13 protein-coding genes and 4 pseudogenes are annotated in these 20,119 nt (G+C 52.7%); 5 read left to right on the top strand and 12 right to left on the bottom strand.

The annotated features are described in order from the left end of the window. Positions 1–66: 66 nt before the first annotated feature. From ACEPAJ_RS21090 to cadR, 3 genes are all read right to left on the bottom strand, one after another. The gene (locus ACEPAJ_RS21090; RefSeq protein WP_425918139.1) at positions 67–1,362 is read right to left on the bottom strand and encodes an OprD family porin; all 1,296 of its coding nucleotides are present in this window, start codon (positions 1,360–1,362) and stop codon (positions 67–69) included. Positions 1,363–1,561: 199 nt separating this feature from the next. Continuing rightward, a complete protein-coding gene (locus ACEPAJ_RS21095) occupies positions 1,562–1,894 on the bottom strand; it encodes a DUF2790 domain-containing protein (protein WP_090250716.1) in 333 nt (110 codons plus the stop codon). A 209-nt stretch (positions 1,895–2,103) separates the two neighbouring features. Further along, on the bottom strand, positions 2,104–2,511 hold the full coding sequence (gene cadR / locus ACEPAJ_RS21100) for a Cd(II)/Pb(II)-responsive transcriptional regulator (RefSeq protein WP_004364961.1): 408 nt from the start codon (positions 2,509–2,511) through the stop codon (positions 2,104–2,106). A gap of 95 nt (positions 2,512–2,606) precedes the next feature. On the opposite strand from cadR, the pseudogene ACEPAJ_RS21105 reads away from it, so the two are divergent. Further along, positions 2,607–3,143: pseudogene (locus tag ACEPAJ_RS21105) on the top strand (cation transporter); the annotation flags it as partial. A gap of 40 nt (positions 3,144–3,183) precedes the next feature. Here ACEPAJ_RS21105 and ACEPAJ_RS21110 read toward each other — a convergent pair. Then, a protein-coding gene (locus ACEPAJ_RS21110) for an IS3 family transposase (RefSeq protein ID WP_425916331.1) occupies positions 3,184–4,271 on the bottom strand; the annotation gives its coding sequence in 2 pieces (ribosomal slippage) (positions 3,184–4,019 and positions 4,019–4,271; 1,089 coding nt in all). Between the two features lie 70 nt (positions 4,272–4,341). Here ACEPAJ_RS21110 and ACEPAJ_RS21115 point away from each other — a divergent pair. The 3 genes and pseudogenes from ACEPAJ_RS21115 to ACEPAJ_RS21125 form a co-directional block, all read left to right on the top strand. Further along, positions 4,342–4,704 (top strand): annotated as a pseudogene (locus tag ACEPAJ_RS21115) (cation transporter); the annotation flags it as partial. A 3-nt stretch (positions 4,705–4,707) separates the two neighbouring features. Continuing rightward, the gene (gene lspA / locus ACEPAJ_RS21120; RefSeq protein ID WP_004813174.1) at positions 4,708–5,220 is read left to right on the top strand and encodes a signal peptidase II; all 513 of its coding nucleotides are present in this window, start codon (positions 4,708–4,710) and stop codon (positions 5,218–5,220) included. A gap of 21 nt (positions 5,221–5,241) precedes the next feature. Further along, a complete protein-coding gene (locus ACEPAJ_RS21125; protein ID WP_023628798.1) occupies positions 5,242–6,531 on the top strand; it encodes an ISL3-like element ISPpu12 family transposase in 1,290 nt (429 codons plus the stop codon). Positions 6,532–6,573: 42 nt separating this feature from the next. Here the strand turns inward: ACEPAJ_RS21125 and ACEPAJ_RS21130 are convergent. From ACEPAJ_RS21130 to ACEPAJ_RS21165, 8 genes and pseudogenes are all read right to left on the bottom strand, one after another. Then, positions 6,574–9,787 (bottom strand): annotated as a pseudogene (locus ACEPAJ_RS21130) (efflux RND transporter permease subunit). After that, positions 9,784–11,243 (bottom strand): annotated as a pseudogene (locus ACEPAJ_RS21135) (efflux RND transporter periplasmic adaptor subunit). The pseudogenes ACEPAJ_RS21130 and ACEPAJ_RS21135 overlap by 4 nt, the downstream one beginning before the upstream one ends. Beyond that, positions 11,240–12,502, bottom strand: coding sequence for a TolC family protein (locus ACEPAJ_RS21140; protein WP_339731862.1), 1,263 nt, complete (start codon positions 12,500–12,502; stop codon positions 11,240–11,242). The pseudogene ACEPAJ_RS21135 and the gene ACEPAJ_RS21140 overlap by 4 nt, the downstream one beginning before the upstream one ends. Before the next feature lie 90 nt (positions 12,503–12,592). Then, positions 12,593–12,940, bottom strand: a complete 348-nt coding sequence (locus ACEPAJ_RS21145; RefSeq protein WP_425917651.1) for a hypothetical protein — start codon at positions 12,938–12,940, stop codon at positions 12,593–12,595. Positions 12,941–13,094: 154 nt separating this feature from the next. After that, positions 13,095–13,550 carry a hypothetical protein gene (locus tag ACEPAJ_RS21150; protein WP_170050759.1) on the bottom strand — a complete coding sequence of 152 codons (456 nt, stop codon included), beginning with the start codon at positions 13,548–13,550 and terminating at the stop codon, positions 13,095–13,097. A 2-nt stretch (positions 13,551–13,552) separates the two neighbouring features. After that, positions 13,553–16,210 carry a hypothetical protein gene (locus ACEPAJ_RS21155; RefSeq protein WP_339731866.1) on the bottom strand — a complete coding sequence of 886 codons (2,658 nt, stop codon included), beginning with the start codon at positions 16,208–16,210 and terminating at the stop codon, positions 13,553–13,555. Then, the gene (locus ACEPAJ_RS21160) at positions 16,211–17,815 is read right to left on the bottom strand and encodes a site-specific integrase (RefSeq protein WP_143003808.1); all 1,605 of its coding nucleotides are present in this window, start codon (positions 17,813–17,815) and stop codon (positions 16,211–16,213) included. Then, positions 17,816–18,994: a tyrosine-type recombinase/integrase gene (locus ACEPAJ_RS21165; RefSeq protein WP_425917654.1), complete on the bottom strand. Its 1,179-nt coding sequence runs from the start codon at positions 18,992–18,994 to the stop codon at positions 17,816–17,818. A gap of 44 nt (positions 18,995–19,038) precedes the next feature. Between ACEPAJ_RS21165 and ACEPAJ_RS21170 the strand changes: the two genes are divergently transcribed. Next, positions 19,039–20,067 carry an IS30 family transposase gene (locus tag ACEPAJ_RS21170; RefSeq protein ID WP_038661402.1) on the top strand — a complete coding sequence of 343 codons (1,029 nt, stop codon included), beginning with the start codon at positions 19,039–19,041 and terminating at the stop codon, positions 20,065–20,067. Positions 20,068–20,119 lie beyond the last annotated feature (52 nt).

Below are 20,119 nucleotides of genomic sequence, written 5' to 3' on the forward strand. Positions count from 1 at the left end.
AAAGGAGCAATACAGGGGACAGCAGTGAAGCGAGGCGAGGGCCGCAGGGCACTTGCCGATGACGCTTTAAAGCACTTCGAGTGGGTACTCGACGATGAGACGAACCTCATCCAAATCTGACTCGAAGTCGGTTGCACGGGTCGTTGCCTGGCGAATGCGGAAGGACATGTCTTTCAGTGATCCGGCTTGCACGACGTACTTGGCTTCGATGTCGCGCTCCCACCGTTTCTGATCGGTCAGCGGATTACCATCATCGCCGCGCCGCATGTAAACCTCGTTGGCGTTGGTGTAGTCAGCATCCCAGCCCTGCGCGTAGCGGGTCATGAAGCTCAGGCCGGGTACACCAAAAGGCTCCATGTCCAAGTCATAGCGCACCTGCCAGGACTTTTCCTTGGGCGAGTTGAAGTCGCTGTACTGGATGGAATTATCCAGGTAGATCGAGTCGGATTGACGCAGGTAATCGAAATCGTCATCGCCGTTATTGCGCTGAATGCCAACCATGACGGTATGGGCACCAAATTGTACTCCAGCCTTACCGCTCCAGATGTTGTTATCGAAGCTGCCCAGATGCTGTTTTCCCTCATCGACAGCTTTGTAGTAATTAAGTCCACCGATCAAGGCAACATCGTCGGAGAGCGGATAGCTCAACGTGGTACCAGCGTAGTACTGGTTCCAAGCATCTTTGAGACGGCTGGTATAGAGGCTGATGCCGACGTTGTCGTTGACCGAGTAATCACCACCAAAATAGGCAATCCAGGGGGCGTCGACGGAGCCCGCATAGAACGTTGCGAAGCCATCGCGCATGCTGCTTGAGTTGGGCTCGCTCATTGAATGCAGGCGGCCACCTTGCAGGGCCAAGCCGTCAATACTGTTGTTGGCCACGGTGATACCGCGGAAGCTTTCGGGCAGGAGTCGCGAGTCGCCGTATTGAACGACGGGGCTGACAGGGAAAACATCGCCAGCTTTGATAACTGTATCCATGAACCTGGCTTTAACCGCACCTCCCACCTTGGAGTAGTCATCCTCGGGTTGCCCTGCACTGTTGTAAGGCATCACATCAACGGAGCCACCTGCGCCAGATCGCCCATCACCAGAGTCGAGTTTCAGGCCCAGCATCGCAAACGCGTCGATACCAAAGCCAACGGTACCCTCGGTGAATCCAGACTCAAACTGCCCGATGATTCCATGGGCCCACTCTTCCGAGTAACCATTACCTGTGCCGCTCGACTGACCCTTACGAAAGTCGCGATTGAAATAGAGGTTGCGATTCAGAATAGTGAGGCTGCTGCCCTCGACGAAGCCTTCGGCCTTTTCTTCGGCGGCAATTGCAGCCTGTCCGGTGCCGATACTCAGAGCTATCAGCGATAAGCAAAAAAGGGGTTATTCATGTGACACTCCTGAATTATTTGGCAGTTTTATCTCGGTGAGATTTCTTGTAGTAGTTGCCGTAGCGCGCCAGGCATCGCCCGTGCGCGCTCACGCCATACTTCCACACGCCAAATAACGTCAGGGTGACTTGAAAATTACTTTTAAGTCAGTGACCTGTAAGCTCCTATGTAGCTCAGTTTTGATTCCGGCAGGCTGTACCCATTGCCCGATATTCAATAGTCTGCAAATCGCCGCTGGAGTCCTCATAGGTCATCTGAGCCGGCATTACCTCGCAACCAGAGCCTGTAGGACTCGTATGTACAACCTTCGCGATGTCCAGCTTCATGCCGTAGCGATAGTGAGTCACCTCGGGTGGAGTCTTGCCACGAGCAGCAGCGTATTCCTGCATCGCTCTTTCATTATCCTGAATCATTCGACCATAGACGCGGTCACCGCCGCCTTCGGCCATAACCAGGGACGATGCAGAAAGAATAGATACCGCCAAGACAGCTTTAAGAATGTTCACGTTTAATTCCTCTACTTAGGTTGTAGTGAAAATATAAACGTAGGCACCTGTCATCAAAGTGAAGCGAAAATTACATCTTCGTAATTGCAGTATTAGGGAGCTTTTTAGTAGCTCAAAAATATGGGTAAGCGGATTAAATGGTTGATCTTACCTTTGCATGAGAGTGAGACAGACCGGCATCTCATCGGATTATCTGGTTGATGCTTCACCTACTGCTGGTGCATGTTTCCTTCGCTAATTCCAGCAAGAACCCCACACGCCTCAACTTCCCGGTCATCGTTGCAACTCGCTCTCAGTGAAACGAGTTGTTTCTCAAGCGCTTGCAGAGCGGTTATCTGCGACCGCACATGAGAGATGTGATCATCGAGCAAGGCGTTGACGGCGGTACAAGGCTGATGAGGGTCGTCCTGATAGCTCTGTAGTTCGTGAATCTCAGCCAGTGACAGGCCCAGGATTCTGCAGCGACGGATGAAGGCCAGCCCCTCACCATGCTTCTCGGTATAGACACGGTAACCGTTGTCCTGCCGATCAGGCGGCGGCAACAAGCCCTGCTGTTCATAGAAGCGGATCGTCTGTGTTTCGACCCCTACCAACTGCGCCAACTGACCAATGCGCATCAGCCTCCTCCCCAACGGATTCTTTACTCTATTGACCTTATAGTAGCTTTATAGTTTTAAATGGCACCACAACATTGTTCAAGTGGAGTCGTATCATGAGCAAATCCTGTGGTGGCGCCTGTGGCGGTGATGCAACGTCCGCAGCGGATACCGATATACAGGCCTCCTCCGAGGCGCCAGGGAGATGGGTCAGTGTTTATGCCGTGCCGAAGATGGACTGTCCATCAGAAGAGCGCATGATTCGCCTGGCCCTGAACGGCGTTGAGGGGATTCGGGCACTGTCCTTCGACTTGTCGAACCGCCGGCTGAAGGTCGTGCATGACGGCGAGGTCGAGCCCGTCACCTCGAAACTGAAGACCTTGGGGCTAGGCGCCTCGCTTCAGGAAACCGTCGCTGCAAATCCGGAGACCATCAAGGCCGCCGAGTTTTCGGCAGCTTCTGCTAAGCAAGAATCCGGGACCCTGCGCTGGTTGCTCGGCATCAATGCACTTCTGTTCGTGGTGGAAATGACTGCCGGTCTGATCGCCCGGTCCACCGGCCTGATTGGAGAATCCCTGGACAATTTTGCCGATGCGGCGGTGTACGGGCTTGCCCTTTATGCGGTTGGACATAGCGTGAAAATGCAGGTACGTGGGTAATCCCCCCATTTTTAGTACTTGCCAGAAGTAGAGGTCAGGCCACGAGAGCCAACTTCTGTTTGGGGGTGATGCCTCCCAGGGCCATATTTGGCCGTTCGTGATTGTATGTCCAGACCCATCGAGTGGCGTGCTCTTGCACCTCGGCGATGGATTCGAACAGGTAATGCCCAAGCCAGTCGTAACGCACCGTGCGGTTGTAGCGCTCGACGTAGGCATTCTGCTGGGGATTCCCGGGCTGGATATGTTCCAGACGGATGCCATGCTTTTCTGCCCACAGCACGAGCTTGCTGCTGATGTATTCCGGCCCGTTGTCGCTGCGAATGGCCCGTGGTTTGCCACGCCACTCGATGACCTGATCCAGTGCGCGCACCACACGTTCCGCCGGCAGAGACAAGTCGATATCCATGGCCAGGGCTTCACGGTTGAAGTCGTCGATCAGGTTGAACAGGCGGAAGCTGCGACCATCGGCCAACTGATCATGCATGAAGTCCATCGACCAGCAGTGATTGATCGCTTCCGGCACCGCCAGTGGCTCGGGCTTCTCACGCACGATGCGCTTGCGCGGCTTGATTCGTAGGTTCAGCTCCAGCTCCCGATAGATCCGGTACACCCGCTTGTGATTCCAGCGGTGACCTTTCACGTTGCGCAGGTACAGGAAGCACAGACCGAAACCCCAGTTGCGCTGGCTGTGCGTAAGCCGGATCAGATGATCGGCGATCTCGGCATTCTCCGAGGACAACCGCGGTTGGTAGCGATAGCAGGTGACGCTGACCTCGAAGGCCAGACACGCCTGCTTGATACTGATCCGGCCCGAGCGAACTGCACGCTGCGCCATCTCTCGCCGCCGAGATGGCTTCACCACTTTTTTGCCATCGCCTCCTGAATGATCTCGGCCTTCAGGCGCTCTTCGGCATACATCTTCTTGAGACGGCGGTTCTCCTCCTCCAGCTCACGCAGCCGGGCCATTAACGAGGCGTCCATGCCGCCGAACTTGGCGCGCCACTTGTAAAAGGTCGCCGAGCTGATGCCATGCTCGCGGCACAGCTCCGGAACTGGGCTGCCGGCTTCGGCCTGCTTGAGGATGGCGATGATCTGGCTGTCCGAAAAACGCGATGTCTTCACGCAAAATTTCCTTGATCCGATTAGGAGAAAATTCTACTTCTGACGAGCACTGATTTCAGGGGGGATTACCCGTGCCGCGCATCTTGCTGGTGTACTGCAACTGATCTTGGCTGTGGGCGTACTCATAGAGGTGGTGAGACGCTTTGTATTCGGTAGTGAGCCTGAATCGCTGGTGATGATGGCTATCGCATTCGTCGCATTGATTGCCAATACCAGTTGTCTGCTGCTCATATCCAAACATCGGGAGGGCGGGGCGCACATGAAGGCAAGCTGGATATTCTCGGCCAACGACGTGGTGATCAACCTGGGGGTCATCACCGCCGGCGCTCTGGTCGCGTGGACCGGGTCCAATTATCCGGATCTGATTATCGGCACCATCGCGGGGGTAATTGTGCTTAACGGTGCTAGACGCATTCTGGCGCTCAAGGATTAAGCAATGTCCATTTTTGGCAAACATCTGTCACCGTACGCTCTGTTGTCCATCTCCGGCCTGCTGGCAGCGTCTGATCAGGCCGTAAAATGGCTGGTGCAACAATCAATGGCATATGGCGAGTCTATTTCAGTGACCTCATTCTTTAACTGGGTACACGTATGGAATACCGGTGCCGCATTCAGTCTTTTTGCGAATGGTGGAGGCTGGCAGCGCTACTTTTTTATCGGAATCGCGGTAGTGGTCTCGATTTTTCTGATCAAGCTGATCCTTGAAAATCGTCATAAAGGAGAAGCCATCGCTTACAGTCTTATCCTCGGTGGCGCCATGGGCAACCTGATTGACCGGGTCTTTCGCGGCTATGTTGTGGATTCCTTTGATTTCTATTGGCGAGACTGGCATTGGCCGGCCTTCAACCTGGCTGATATTGCAATTGTCCTCGGTGCCTTACTTTTAGTTTCCAGCAGCTTGTTGGGTAAAAAAGCAAACACCAATGCCGAGTCGGATGGATCTGACTGACACCTACGCCTATACAACACCATGACCGAACTTCCCGACAACATCCTTCACCTGCCGCAATACCAAGTACTGGGCTGCAAATCTACCGACGACGAAATGCACTTCCAGGTGGACGTGCCCGATCCCATCGCCTGCGAGGAATGCGGCGTGCAGGGTGAGTTCGTACGGTTCGGCAAGCGTGACGTTCCCTATCGTGATCTGCCCATCCACGGCAAGCGGGTCACTCTCTGGGTGGTCCGCCGCCGATACACCTGCCGGGCCTGCAAGACAACATTCAGGCCCCAGCTACCGGAGATGGTGGACGGATTCCGTATGACACTGCGGCTGCATGAGTACGTGGAGAAGGAATCCTTCAACCACCCCTACACCTTTGTGGCGGCACAGACCGGCCTGGACGAGAAGACGGTGCGCGACATCTTCAACGCCCGCGCCGAGTTCCTGGGGCGCTGGCACCGCTTCGAGACGCCCCGCATCCTGGGCATTGACGAGCTATACCTGAACAAGCGCTACCGCTGCATTCTGACCAACATTGAGGAGCGAACCCTGCTCGACCTGCTGGCCACCCGCCGCCAGGACGTGGTGACCAACTACCTGATGAAGCTGAAAGACCGGCAGAAGGTCGAGATCGTCAGCATGGACATGTGGAACCCCTACCGGGCAGCGGTCAAGGCTGTGCTGTCCCAGGCCCGTATCGTGGTCGATAAGTTCCATGTGGTGCGCATGGCCAACGATGCCCTAGAGAGAGTGCGCAAGGGCCTCAGAAAGGAGCTGAAACCGTCCCAGAGCCGGACTCTCAAGGGAGACCGGAAAATCCTGCTGAAACGCGCTCACGAAGTCTCAGACCGGGAGCGCCTCATCATGGAGACTTGGACAGGCGCGTTCCCGCAACTGCTGGCCGCCTACGAGCACAAGGAGCGCTTCTACGGCATCTGGGACGCCACCACACGGCTCCAGGCAGAAGCCGCCCTGGACGAGTGGATAGCCACCATCCCGAAGGGCCAAAAGGAAGTCTGGAGCGATCTGGTCAGGGCAGTGGGAAACTGGCGCGAAGAGACCATGACCTACTTCGAGACGGACATGCCCGTCACCAACGCTTACACGGAGTCCATCAACCGACTGGCCAAGGACAAGAACCGTGAAGGGCGCGGTTACTCCTTCGAGGTGATGCGGGCACGAATGCTCTACACCACGAAGCACAAGAAGAAGGCACCGACTGCGAAGGTCTCTCCTTTCTACAAGAAAACCATCGGTTACGGACTGCCGGACTTCGCAGAGGAACTCAACTACGGAGTCGATCTATCAACCATCTGAGGGTGGTATCAGATTGATGGGGTGAAGGTGCCCCATCAACCATTAAATCCGTATACCCAAAAATATTAAATGACAGGGGCAACTCAGACTTCCTCTCCAGTTACCCCGAGTCATCCCCAGACCTGCTACATCATGCTCCTCCCCTTTGCGCCGCATCAACCAGTAGGCAGCCGGCAACACCAGCATCGACAGCAACGGTGCGGTGATCATCCCGCCGACCATCGGTGCGGCAATTCGCTTCATGACTTCAGATCCCGCTCCATCGCCCCAGAGGATCGGCAATAGTCCGGCAATGATCACCGCGACCGTCATCACCTTCGGCCTCACGCGCAGTACCGCCCCTCTCGAATGGACTCAAGCAAAGCAGGATTATCTGTGCGCCCTGCTTCAACTCGGGAATGCCAGGCGTTCTGCAGATAGATCAGCATGATCACCCCAAACTCTGCCGAAACTCCCGCCAGCGCAATAAAGCCGACGCCAGTGGCCACCGAGAGGTTGAAACCCAGCCAGTAGAGCAGCCAGACACCGCCTGTCAGGGCGAACGGTAAGGTGGCCATGATCAGCAAGGCCTCGGCCAAACGATTGAAGGTCAGATAGAGCAGCACGAAGATAATCAGCAGTGTCGCCGGAACCACCCAGGTTAGGCGTGCATTGGCGCGTTCCAAAAACTCGAACTGCCCGGAGTAGGAAATGGTCATGCCCGCATCGGGCTGCACAGACTCGGCCACCCGCTGCTGGAGCTCACGTACGGTCGACGCCAGGTCACGGTCGCGGACATCGACATAGACCCAACCGGAAAGACGCCCGTTTTCGCTGCGCAGCATCGGTGGTCCTTCGCTCAGGCTTATGTCGGCCACAGAACCGAGCGTGATCTGCTGGCCTGCCGCCGTAAGGATGGGCAGCCGTTGCAACGCCTCGGGGCTGTCTCTCCACTCGCGGGGATAACGCAGATTGATCGGATAGCGCGCCAACCCTTCTACGGTTTCACCGATGTTGCTGCCACCAATAGCACCTGACACCACCGCCTGGATTTCATCGACGTTGAGGCCATAACGCGCTGCGGCCAGGCGATTGATTTTTATATCCACGTAACGCCCGCCAGTCAGTCGTTCAGCCAGCGCCGAACTCACCCCCGGCACCTGTTTGGCCACCCCTTCGATCTCACGGGTGATGCGCTCAATATCGACCAACGAAGTGCCGGCAACCTTCACCCCGATAGGACTCTTTATACCGGTGGCGAGCATGTCGATGCGGTTGCGGATCGGTGGTACCCAGATGTTCGAAAGCCCGGGGACTTTTACCGCTTGATCAAGCTCATCGATCAGCTTCTCCGCTGTCATGCCATCGCGCCACTGATCGCGTGGTTTGAACTGCACCGTAGTTTCGAACATCTCCAGTGGCGCGGGGTCGGTGGCGGTCTCTGCTCGGCCTGCTTTGCCGAACACCTGCGCCACTTCCGGCACACTGAGAATCATGCGGTTAGTCTGTTGCAGCAGCTCAGTTGCTTTACTTGCTGGAAGGCCGGGCAATGCCGAGGGCATGTAGAGCAGGTCGCCTTCGTCCATCGCTGGCAGAAACTCACCGCCAAGCCGACTTAGCGGCCAGAGACTGGAGACGAAGACCAGTAATGCCAATGCCAAAGTGGTCTTCGGCCATGCCAGCACCGCTTCAAGTACAGGCCGATAGGCCGCGATCAGCCAACGGTTCAGGGGGTTTTTCTGCTCATTGGGTATATGTCCGCGTATCCAGTAGCCCATTAGCACCGGTACCAGAGTGACTGACAGCCCGGCAGCAGCAGCCATGGCATAGGTTTTGGTAAATGCCAGCGGACCAAACAGCCGGCCCTCCTGGGCTTCGAGGGTAAACACCGGGAGAAACGACAGGGTAATGATCAGCAAACTGAAGAACAGCGCAGGGCCAACCTCAGCAGCCGCCTTGCCGATCACCTGCCAATGCGTGTCGCCTTGCAGGCGCTCGTTCGGATGCTGCTCTTTCCACGTTTCGATGTGCTTGTGGGCGTTCTCAATCATCACCACGGCCGCATCGACCATGGCACCAATGGCGATGGCGATGCCACCTAAGGACATGATGTTGGCGTTGATGCCCTGATGACGCATGACGATAAAAGCCATAAGGATGCCGAGCGGCAGGGTAATGATCGCCACCAGCGAGGAGCGCAGGTGCCAGAGAAAGATCAGGCAGACCAGGGCGACGACCACAAACTCTTCCAGCAGCTTGAAGCTGAGGTTGTCTATGGCCCGGTCAATTAACTGGGAGCGGTCATAGGTTGTCACCAACTCGACGCCCGCGGGTAAGCTTGCGCGCAAGCTGTCCAGCTTCTCTTTTACTGCGCTGATCACCTCGCGAGCGTTCTTGTCCGAGCGCATGATCACCACACCACCGACCACTTCGCCTTCACCATCTAGCTCGGCTATGCCACGGCGCATCTCCGGGCCGAGCTGAATGCTTGCTACCTGGCCAAGCAAAATCGGTATGCCGGTCTGTGACGTACGCAACGGTACATTGCGAAAGTCCTCCAGGCTTTCGAGATAGCCAGAGGCACGCACCATGTATTCACGCTCGGCTAACTCAAGGACGGCCCCCCGGTTTCCTGATTCGCCCCCTGCAACGCCACCTCGATCTCCCGCTGAGTCACACCGTAGGCAACCATCTTCTGCGGATCGAGCACGACCTGATACTGCTTGACCATGCCGCCTAACGTGGCGACCTCCGCTACGCTAGGTAGGCTTTTCAGCTCGTACTTAAGAAACCAATCCTGGATTGAGCGCAACTGCGAGAGGTCATGTTTGCCGCTGCGATCCACCAAGGCGTATTGGTAGATCCAGCCCACGCCAGTGGCGTCGGGACCAAGGGTGGTGGTGACCCCTTCAGGCAGTCGATCCTGCGCCTGGTTGAGGTACTCCAGTACGCGGGAACGCGCCCAATAAAGGTCTGTGCCGTCCTCGAATAACACGTAGACAAACGAGTCGCCGAAGAACGAATAACCACGCACGGTCTTCGCCCCAGGCACAGAAAGCATGGTGCTAGCCAGCGGGTAGGTCACCTGGTTCTCGATGATCTGAGGGGCCTGGCCTGGGAAGCTGGTGCGGATGATCACCTGAGTGTCGGAGAGATCCGGTAAGGCATCTAGCGGTGTGCTACGTAAAGACCAGATGCCCCAGGCAGTGATAAACAGGGTCGCCAACAAGACCAGAATGCGGTTGCCAATTGACCAATGGATCAAGCGCGCGATCATTGGCTCGCTCCTTGTTTATTGAGCTGCTCAACGAATAATCCGGCATCGCTTTGTCGTACTCCAATGCGGACGGCGTCGCCTATCTTCAATCCAACCGCGACTTCTGGCTTGGCCAAATCAAAAACCATGGTCATGCCTGGCATACCGAGGCTCTCGAAAGGGCCGTGCTCCAGCGTGACCGTTTGATCATCAAGTTCGCGGATCACACCCTGGGACTCATGCAGCGGGGCCTGCACGGGAACAGGGTCGCCTACCTGTGCCATCACCCCCTGTAAACTGGCTTCCGAATCAATCAGGAACTGCCCTGAAGTCACCACCGCCTGCCCCTCAGAGAGGCCCGCAAGCACTTCGAAGCGGCCATCGGCTTCCCGCCCGACCTGGATCTCATGAGGACGGTATCGTCCTTCACCTTCAGCTAGCATGACCAGAGCGCGTTTACCGGTGCGAATCACCGCCTCGCTAGGAATAAGCAGCACCGGCTGCTCGTCTGCGCTATTGAGCCGCACCGATGCAAACATACCGGGGCGTAACTTGCCTTCTGGATTGGGCAGCTCACTGCGCACGGTCAGCGTTCGTGTCTGCACGTCGGCACTCGGCAATAGTGCAATCACTCGGCCTTTGAGAGTTTGGCCTGGAAAAGCAGTCAGGCTTGCACTGATCTGCGCGCCAAGCTGAACCGCTGCGGCCTGGGACTCAGGGATGGCCGCGTCGAGCCAGATGCTCGACAGCCCATTGAGGCGTGCCAGGTCTTGGCCTGCCGAAACCGCCATGCCAGCGCGTACCTCCAGGGACAGCAACTCACCGCCAATTGGGGTGACCAATGTCTGCAATGCCTTCGGTTTAAGGGTATGTTGCACATGATCGATCAACCCTTTGGGCATACCCAGCAGGCGCAGGCGTTCACGCGCGGCGTCGACCAGCCGAGCATCACCGCTCTGCAATACCGCGATGAACTCAAGCTGGGCAGCAGACCACTCGGGTATCAGCAGGTCAGCCAACGGAGTTCCTGCAGGCAGTACATCTCCGGGGGCACGGCCATATACCCGCTCGACAAAGCCGGCAGAGCGCGCCTGCAAAGTAGCGACTTCGCGCTGGTTGTAGGCCAGTGAACCTACCGCATCGATACCGGACGGTAGTACTGCCGTACGACCGTCGAAGTGCGCATGCCTAGGTTCTGAATTGCTTGCGTAGGCACGCTGAGAGCAGTCGTATCCTGCTCAGTGCCGGCATACTTGGGCACCAGTTCCATGTCCATAAAGGGAGACTTGCCTGGCTGCTCGAAGCGCTGAGTCGGCACCATCGGGTCGTACCAGTAGAGCACCTGACGATCTTCTGATTTTGCTGCTGGCATCTGATCATGGGATGAGCCTTGCTGGCCCAGCCAGAATCCACCAGCGGTTCCAGCTGCCGCAATGGCCAGCCCGACTAGGCAATACTTCAGAGCGGACGCTTTCATTTCAGGCCCTCCACATAGGTGTAATACAAACTTGCGGAGAGCTGGCTGAGCTGGCGCTGTTGTTCGATTTTCCGCAGTTTTGCCTCAATCAAGTCACGACGGGCATTGATCACAGCTGCCAATTGACTGTTGCCCGCTTTGTAGGCAGCAAGCTCCAGATCCACGCGCTTACTCGACAAAGGGATAAGGTGTTGTTCGGTACGGTTCAACGTCTTGCGCAGTTGCTCCAGCTCGGCGAGGCCGCTTTCCAGTTCGGCTTGGTGAGTGCGCCGCAGCACCTCCTGTTCGGCCTCCACCTGGGCCACGCTGTGTTGCTTGGCGTTGATCTTGGGTCCCTGACGAGTGCCGACGAACATGGGCAGGTCAAAGGTGAACTGCAGCATCACCATGTCACCGAACTGGTTATCGCGGTTGTTGTAGGCGAATTCCACACCCCAGTCGGGCTTCTTCTCGGAAACTGCCTCGGCCAGCTCAGCATTAGCTTCGCCCACACGGGCGGCCGCAGCCCGCAGATCTGGATGTTCCCCCAGACGATGCTGCAGGTGCGGTACTTCCAAGCTAAGCACAGGTGGAGTCCCGGCCAGTGGCTGACTCGCATCATCGCCTACCCAGCGGCGTAACGTGGCGCGTGCAATCGCAACATCACGGTCCAACTCATCGCGTCGGTCCTCAAGCGTTAAGGCGTCCTGATCGGCCTGAAGAAGCTCACTGGATCGCGCGGAACTGCCGGCGATCAAGGCCTGAACAGCTGAGCGCAGCAGGGTGATCTGCTCATCCAACTGATGGAAGAGTTCAACACGGCGCTCGGCGTAATAGACATCGAGCCAGCTCAGCGCCGTCTGCCGCTTGGTCTCCAAGAGCATCGCGCGTTGCTCCGCTTCGGCACGGGTAACAGTGGCCTCAGCCAGTTGCCGGCGAGCCTGGCGCTTATGACTGTTAGGCACTTCCTGCATCAGGCCAATGCGGCGCATGGTCATAAAGTCGCGATTAAGCGAGTAGCGATCCGGGCCTTCAATCGGCAGGTTATCCACGCCCAGGATCAGCTTGGGATCGGGCAGGGCATCCGACGGCAGCACAGCCTGTTGTGCCGACTCGACTTGGGCCTGCCTGGCAACATTCTCTGGGGCCGCACGTTCGGCCAGGGTTTGAGCACGGGCGAACGTAAGTGGCTCCGCCTGCGCGGTGAGAAAGGAACTCACCCACAGCACGACAACCAGCACGCCCGAACAACCACGGCGTGCGAAAAGGAAAGCAGGCATGCTTTCGTCTCCAATGACGTTGATCGATGCCGCCTAAATGCAGACGGCAATAAAGCGCTCACTTAGCGGAGCGCATTTCAGATCAGAGCATCAGGAGACGCGGGGTGGACGCCAAAGACCGGCAGACTCTTGTTGAAGTAGCCGCTGGATCAGCGCTGTTTGCGGGGAAGCATGCAATTGAGCGAAGGGTTTGATCGCCACCGTTTGCAGGAGACCACTGGTTTTGCATTCCTGGCCGGACTTGCAGGGGGATTTGTTGCCTGAACTGGAAGTGTCGCTCATGTCCTCACAGCAAGGGGGCTCACTGCCGGCATGATCCATATCGGCCATGGCGCTTTGCATCGGACAAGGCTCCATCGTGATGCCAGAAGCCATGCTGCCAAAAGAAGGGAGCATAAAGCTGACAATCAGGGCTAGAACAAAACCAAGTCGACGCATGCGATATGCCACTCTGGAGACTGGCCGAACGATAACTGAATCCTCTCATGTTACCTAGAATCATCAATCGGTAAATTGATGCCAGTCAATTCGGCGGCGGCTCATGCAGGCATTAAAAGCCGGTACAACGCCAGTTGATAGCAACCGACATTGGCTAGCCCCCCTTTGACGGCAGCTTGACCACCGAGCCGCCTTTGGCAGGCTTACGAAACACTGGGCTCTCATCTAAGAATTCCGCAGGATCGATATTCTTACGGCGAGCAATCATAGAGGCGTAAATGAGTCTTTCTCGCTCCCTATTTAATTGCTTCGTCAGCTCCTGAACCTGTGCCTTGAGCACCTCGATCTGGTGATCTCGATCACGATCTCTGGCCGCTTTCAGTGAAGTCTCTTGATCGAACTGTTTCTCACCACGAGCATAACTTTTGACAACTTCCTTAATACGTTGAAACTCTTTTTCAAATTCTTTGTTTCGCCACAGAGTCGGCTTAGACACACCAGACTTATCGGTAATATACTTCCACCCAAAGTTTGAAGGATCTATCAGCTGCCTTTCAAATTGTTGCAATACCGAAAAAGCTTTATCCCATTGCTCAGTAGACGTAGTCACAATCAAGCTACTCCACATTGGAATACACAGTCGCTTGGAACAGAGCCATCGGTCCTAAATGGCTGATAGTCCTTACTCTTTTCAACTTGAATGTCGTTAAGCACCACCTCAGAATTATCTAAAATATAAGAAGAATTTCTAAAAATCGCCATTTGATGTTCGATATGCATTTCAACAGACTCTACCGGGATACCGGGTCTATTCAAGGCTTCAAAAAGCCGCGCCAACTCAATTTCTGATCTATTACGCTCTGACTCGACTTGCTTTATTTGAACTGGATCTAAGAGATCTACAACGAACTCTCTACAGCCCTTTCCTGAATTTCCGGTCAGACACTTCAGATGAAATTCGCAGGGCTTCAAATTAATATCACGAAAACAATGTCCAAGCGGACCGTAATGTACGGTTTGCAGCATATCAGTCAACAAGGTCTGCACATTCTGGGTCGGGATATCGTTGTCAGTCCAAGCCTTGACCTTATTCGCCAGATCACCAATAAAGCGGGACTGCTCAGAGAGCATAAGCTCACCGACTTTCTCAGCACGTTCTTTAGCAGTCTGATGATCGTAATGATCACCTTGACTATCAGATCTTCCCATCCACTTATTCACAATACTTGCAGCTAAGCCGGCCCGAAAAAGTGAATTAGTTTGCCAATGTCGTCCCTTGTGGGTCTGAAACGTACTTACAGTCTCTTCATTGGCTACAACACCGTAACGGAGAAACGCTGACTGCCCCTGCTTAGCTGGTTTTATCGCATATAGAACAGAGAAATAACCAAGGATAGATGGAATTTGTTCGTTATACACACCACCAAGATTGCTTGGAACAACAAATAAATAATCAGAGACCTTTTGATTTATCCCAAATGTGGCCGAACCAATCTCTACTCCATCCGCTAGAAGCTCCTCTTTAATTTCCTGAATTAGTTCAGACTTAACTTTCGTATTAACTGAAACAAAAGCATCTACGACGGCACTTTTAATGCTGGCCTGTTCAACTAAGAACCCAGATACGCCAGAATGCTTAACTCTATTGCTTTTCGTGACCGGTCTATAAAAATTGATTCGTTCTTCCGAGATTCTAAGAAATGAGTAGAACCCAGCTGCATTTGCATTAGCAATGTAGGTCATGGTCTTCTGGTTGAACAGCTCTGGATAAAGCTCCTCAGCATCTAATATCGGAATGTAAGCGCGATAATTATACCCACCACTGACAATAGTTCTTATTGCGGCAACTGCATCTTCACGACTAAGATATACTATCCTCGCGCCATAAAGACACGACTCCCCCGTCAAGGCAAAGGCTTCCAAAGAAGCCAGACTTTGCGACTGCAACCTATCTTTTAGAGCATGTACATCCTTAGAACGACTTCCTACAGGTGGTCGATTATGGAGCACTTCAAAAAACTCAGAATATAAAACAATATTGCGGCGAAACTCTATCAATTGAGCAAGTCGCTGCTTAACATCAAATCCTCGTACATAATAAATGCACTTTACCTTTCCGAGTGATTTTGAAGTTATCTTAAAACCGTTTTTTTTGTAGAACTTAAGGAGTGAGGTTGAGTCGTGTGAATTTGAGGCAAATGGTAAGTACTCACGCAAATTCTTGAGCTCAACAAGTTCTTCATCCGGCAGATACTTCAGGAGGCGCAAATGTCTTTCAGACGCTGAAACATTAGACTCTATTTTCTTAGATAGACAGTCTAGGGCAGATTCAACATGCCGACCAATTGCTTCTATTCTTCCCTGAAAGCGATAATCGAGAGTCTCGGCATAGGAACCATCTTCAATGCTCAAAGCCCTTTTTCTGTAGGGTTCGCAGATGGCATCAATTCGGAGAACCGCTTCACAGAGGGCGGCTCTCCAGATCGTAGGGACATACCTAGCGATTGGCTCCGCACCTTTTTCTGTCCATACTCGACAATATAACTCACCGTTTATTGTAACTAAGCAGTTCTTAGGTAACCGCAGGACCTCCCCGATTCTTAGGCCTAATCCATATTGAAATGCCTGAGTCAGAACCGACAACATATCCATCTGAGCACGAAAGCTGCCATCCCACTGGTCTTGCACTGCCCACTTCAACGCTATGATTGCTTTGACCAATTCTGGAAGCGGCAGTTTATCTCCAAGGGCAACACGGCCATACTTATCTTTCTCTTGAAGATCCTGCGTACCGATGAGGTCAAAATTGCTAACGGCCAAGGAAGAATTAAAGATGAATCTGATAAAATAATTTAGCGATCTACATGCACTAGCAGGTGATTTATAGCGTGTTTTAATGTATTTAAAAGTTGTCATGTAGGAAGATTGATCAAGCCCTCTAAGGTTAACAACACCCTGGGCAGCCATATACTTTATCGCAGCCGATAAGTCCATAACTCGACCGGCTGATACCATCTTGTGGTCCGCCCTTCTGTCCCAGAGATAACTTACCAAGAAGACCTTATTAAGCAACATTAACTCTGCATTAGTTTCTCCACGAGCCAGCAAATAAATATTATGCCTTCCGTTATATAACCAAGATAAATCCTCCCACTTTGACCCATTGAAACAACTGAGTTTTGAGAATCTCTGCTCGGCTTTGCTGGCAAGGCGGCTTAGCTTAATCCGAAGCTCCTCATGCAAAATATCCTGTGCCATTATATTTTGCACTCAGACTTCCTTCACATTAATTAGAACCACGTCCTGCCCTTCAGAGTAGGCGATTGCAGCACGGCAACCAGCTATGGCTTGGTCTATAACTGAAACCACATTAGCGGTGCTGACGGTTAGCAAGCGATCTTTTCGCTCTACCAAACCCTCCAAAGCACTTTCATGTGCTACAACATCTTTATTAGGACAAAATCTGTCACACGAATAGCAAGATACCGCCGGTTCCTCGAAGCATATAGATTGAGACGCACACTTTCCTATGACATTGAAATTTCTTGGCTCACATACGTGACTATATATATTATTTACAAGGTCACCTTCTCTCATCCAAGCAGCTGTGAATTGCTTCTGTTCAATGCGACTCAACGTGGCATTTTCTAGAATCTCCCACATTTCATGAGTGAACCTGAAGTAGTGTTTAATGCTATTCGTATCATTGTGATCGAGTAAATCGGCAAGCTCTTCTGGCGAACAACCGGACATTACTGCTTGCGTGCCAACCGTGTAACGAAATCTATATGCACATAAACTGAATTTCTTTCCGGTACGAGGGGATAATGGCAGCCTATGTTCATTTCCCCAAAGGATATAATTAATTTTGCCACTCGACTTTTGGTAGAGTATGGCCCGCTTTGACTCATCTGAGAAATAGTCACTTGACAACCGCTCTGCATCTTCCCAGTAGTGACTTCCTAAGGAATTTCCGTCTCTTTCTAAATCTATCGATTTTGAGTTAATAAGAAGTGGTAGCTCTGCAGGATCAATACCATCGGGATTTTTTGCAGAATCTATGTAAGACTGAATAAGACTTGCAGTTCTTTCCGTGAGTATTCGAGAGCTGAATTGAACTCGCCGATTTCGCGAATCTTGCTTCACACGCGGCACGTTAAGATAATATAATCCGCTCTTACTATCTTTAATAAAATCTTTTCTTTTCAATAAAGAAATTTGTATTGGTCTCAACCCAAAACACAAACACAGATCTAACACCAAGCGAAATTCCAACGGAAGTGCCTGGTTATTAACCTGACCTGACAGTACGGAAACTTCCTCTCTAGTAAATGGTCCTCTGGCATCATCCATTACAAATAGAGCTAAATAGGCATTTTCTTTACCTGAATAATTTCGAAGCTTATGGAAATCCTCATACACTTCAAGTGAAAGATCTTCATAGCCGCAAAGCAATAGAAACTTCAAAAATTCCTTACAAGCAGAGATATATGCTGCCTTTTCTTTATTTTCAAGCACAGAAAGACTTTCCAAGAAGTCGTTGATATGAACTCCTTTGGACATCTCACGGGCAAACAAATCAAGAAATTTATATTTAATTCTAACAGTTGAAGCGTGATATCTCTCCAAGATATATCTTAGATAACTCCTCGCAATCTCTCTTAACTCAAAATCCAACAGATTAAGATACTGTGATGTAAGATAAACAAACTCACCCGTATCATCCGGCAATTTTATTGCAGATCGAAAGCCACCATACTCATCAAATAATTCGATGTCATAGCCCAATCGACTTTTTACAAAAGTGCCTCCCGGCAAAAAATATGAATGTTCATCGTTGCCGGACAACACCCTCTGAATCTGGAGTTCTTTCATTTAATCAACCAGTTGTGGCTTAAGGGCTTCTTGCTGGAGTAGGGCTTGTAACTCGGCAACTTTGGCTTGTATCGATCCTTTAGCATAATGCTCAGGCATATTACTATTCTTAGCCCAACCGCCTGCCGCTTCCTGAATAGGTGCTTTTAAAATCTTACGACTTAAACCACTTTCACCCTTAAACTTTCTATCCAGTGCCTGATTCAAAAGATCATGAAACGTATTGCGAAGGCGATGGGGGCTGAGAAGACCCACAAACTCTGGATATTGTTTTATAAGTTCATTCAGGATTGAATTAGGAGTCTGCACTGAGAGAGGACGCCCATCCCGGTAAGACAGGAAGACATAGCTTGTTGACTGCCAGCCGATGAATTCTTTTCTGACATTCACAATGTAGTGTTCAACTAATGCGGCCAGTTGATCATGCAACACCACCTGCCGGCCGAGTGTTTTAACTGAGGGGGACTCAGCGCGAGGATAATCAATCACATCTTTGTTCTTGACGATGTCGTAATATTTTCGCATTCCTGTAAGCTGGAAATTATTCAGCTTCAACAGTAACGTCTCACCTTTACGATTTCCGCCCAACATCAATAGAAGCAGGAGAATATAATTTCTCCATCGCACCTTATAAATCTTCCAAGGATTTAAATTATTGCTCTCATCAGGGTCAATAATAGCAATGAACTTAGCCTGAAGCGCAGGAGTAAGGCCGACCCTGTCTTTTTTATCGCCCCTGTAAGGGGCTTTCATATACAACTTGAAGCCGGCAGTCATCCTCTCATACGAACGCTTAGCAATTTTAAGTTGCTCCAAGTTTCGAGCGCACCGCCCCTCATAGAACAGCCATAGGTAATCTATAAATTTTTTAGCGCCTCGCATGCGGGCACCATACCAATTCGGATTAACCTGCTCGCCGCTCTGCTGAGCAAAGCCGCAATACGATGAGAAAGACTCAATTTCACCGATAGTAAGCGGATTAAGATTTGCGATGCGCTCAATCAAATCTACTTTTTGAATTTCACAGAACCGATATAGGATCAGAATTGAACTCTGATCAACTCGTATGGTATTTGGCTTCGAGCCATTGTCGAATCGTTGCAAAGCATACGCGCCGGCAAATATATCAACCTGGCTACTTTCAGTTACTAACTTTAGTTTTATACCGGGCGGCGGCAAAAACTGAGTGCAACACCTGACCTTTCCGGTACGGTGCTGCCCCCATGTCTTATACCGAACTCAGCGTTGAAGAGCGCGCCACCATTCAAATCGGTCATGCCCAAGGTTTCAGCCTGCGTGGGATTGCCTGCTTGATCAACCGATCCCCTTCGACCATCAGCCGGGAGCTGCGCCGCAATCGAGATGCCTGTGGTGGCTACTCGGCCCGTGTAGCCCAACAGCAGATGCAAGCCCGCCGCCAGGTGTGTCGACCGATGCGAAAGCTGTTGCCGGGTAGCGAGCGCTTTGAGCTGGTGGTTCATATGCTGCGTGAGCGTTTGTCTCCCGAGCAGATTGCCGGCAAGCTGCGCAGCATGAACATTCCCAGCCTCAGAGAGGCCTACGTCTGTCGTGAGACGATCTATAACGCGATCTATGCCCTGCCGGTCGGTGAACTGCGCAAGGAGCTGATCATCTGCCTGCGCCAAAGCAAGACGACGCGCAGGCCGCGCTCTGGCGGTGTGGATCGGCGCGGTCAGATCCCTGAGATGGTCAGTATTCATGTACGTCCGCCGGAGATCGAAGACCGGCTGATGCCAGGGCATTGGGAAGGCGACCTGATCAAGGGCAAGGCCAACGCCTCGTCTGTAGGTACGCTGGTGGAGCGCACCAGTGGCTACCTGATGCTGGTGAAGATGAACGACGCGACGGCGACCTCGGCGATGGAAGGCTTCAGTGCAGCGCTCAATGGCATGCCGCTGGCGATGCGCAAGAGCATGACCTACGACCAGGGCCGAGAAATGGCGCGGCATGCTGAAATCACTCAGCAGACCGGGGTGGCCATTTACTTCTGCGACCCGCACAGCCCTTGGCAGCGCGGCAGCAACGAAAACATCAATGGCTTGATCCGCCAGTACCTGCCCAAAGGCACAGACCTGTCGGTACACAGCCAGGAAGAACTGGATGCCATCGCACTGCAACTGAACATGCGCCCACGTAAGCGCTTCGACTTCAAATGCCCAATTGAAGTTATGGGCAAAGTGATGCAGGAAGCCATGGCTATGCGGCATGATGCGCCTGCTTCAATTCAATAACCGTGTTGCACTCAGCCCCTGCAACCGCCCCGCCCAATTTATCGAAGACGAC

It is taken from the genome of Pseudomonas sp. GWSMS-1 (assembly GCF_049847425.1).
Classification (GTDB): Bacteria; Pseudomonadota; Gammaproteobacteria; order Pseudomonadales; family Pseudomonadaceae; genus Aquipseudomonas.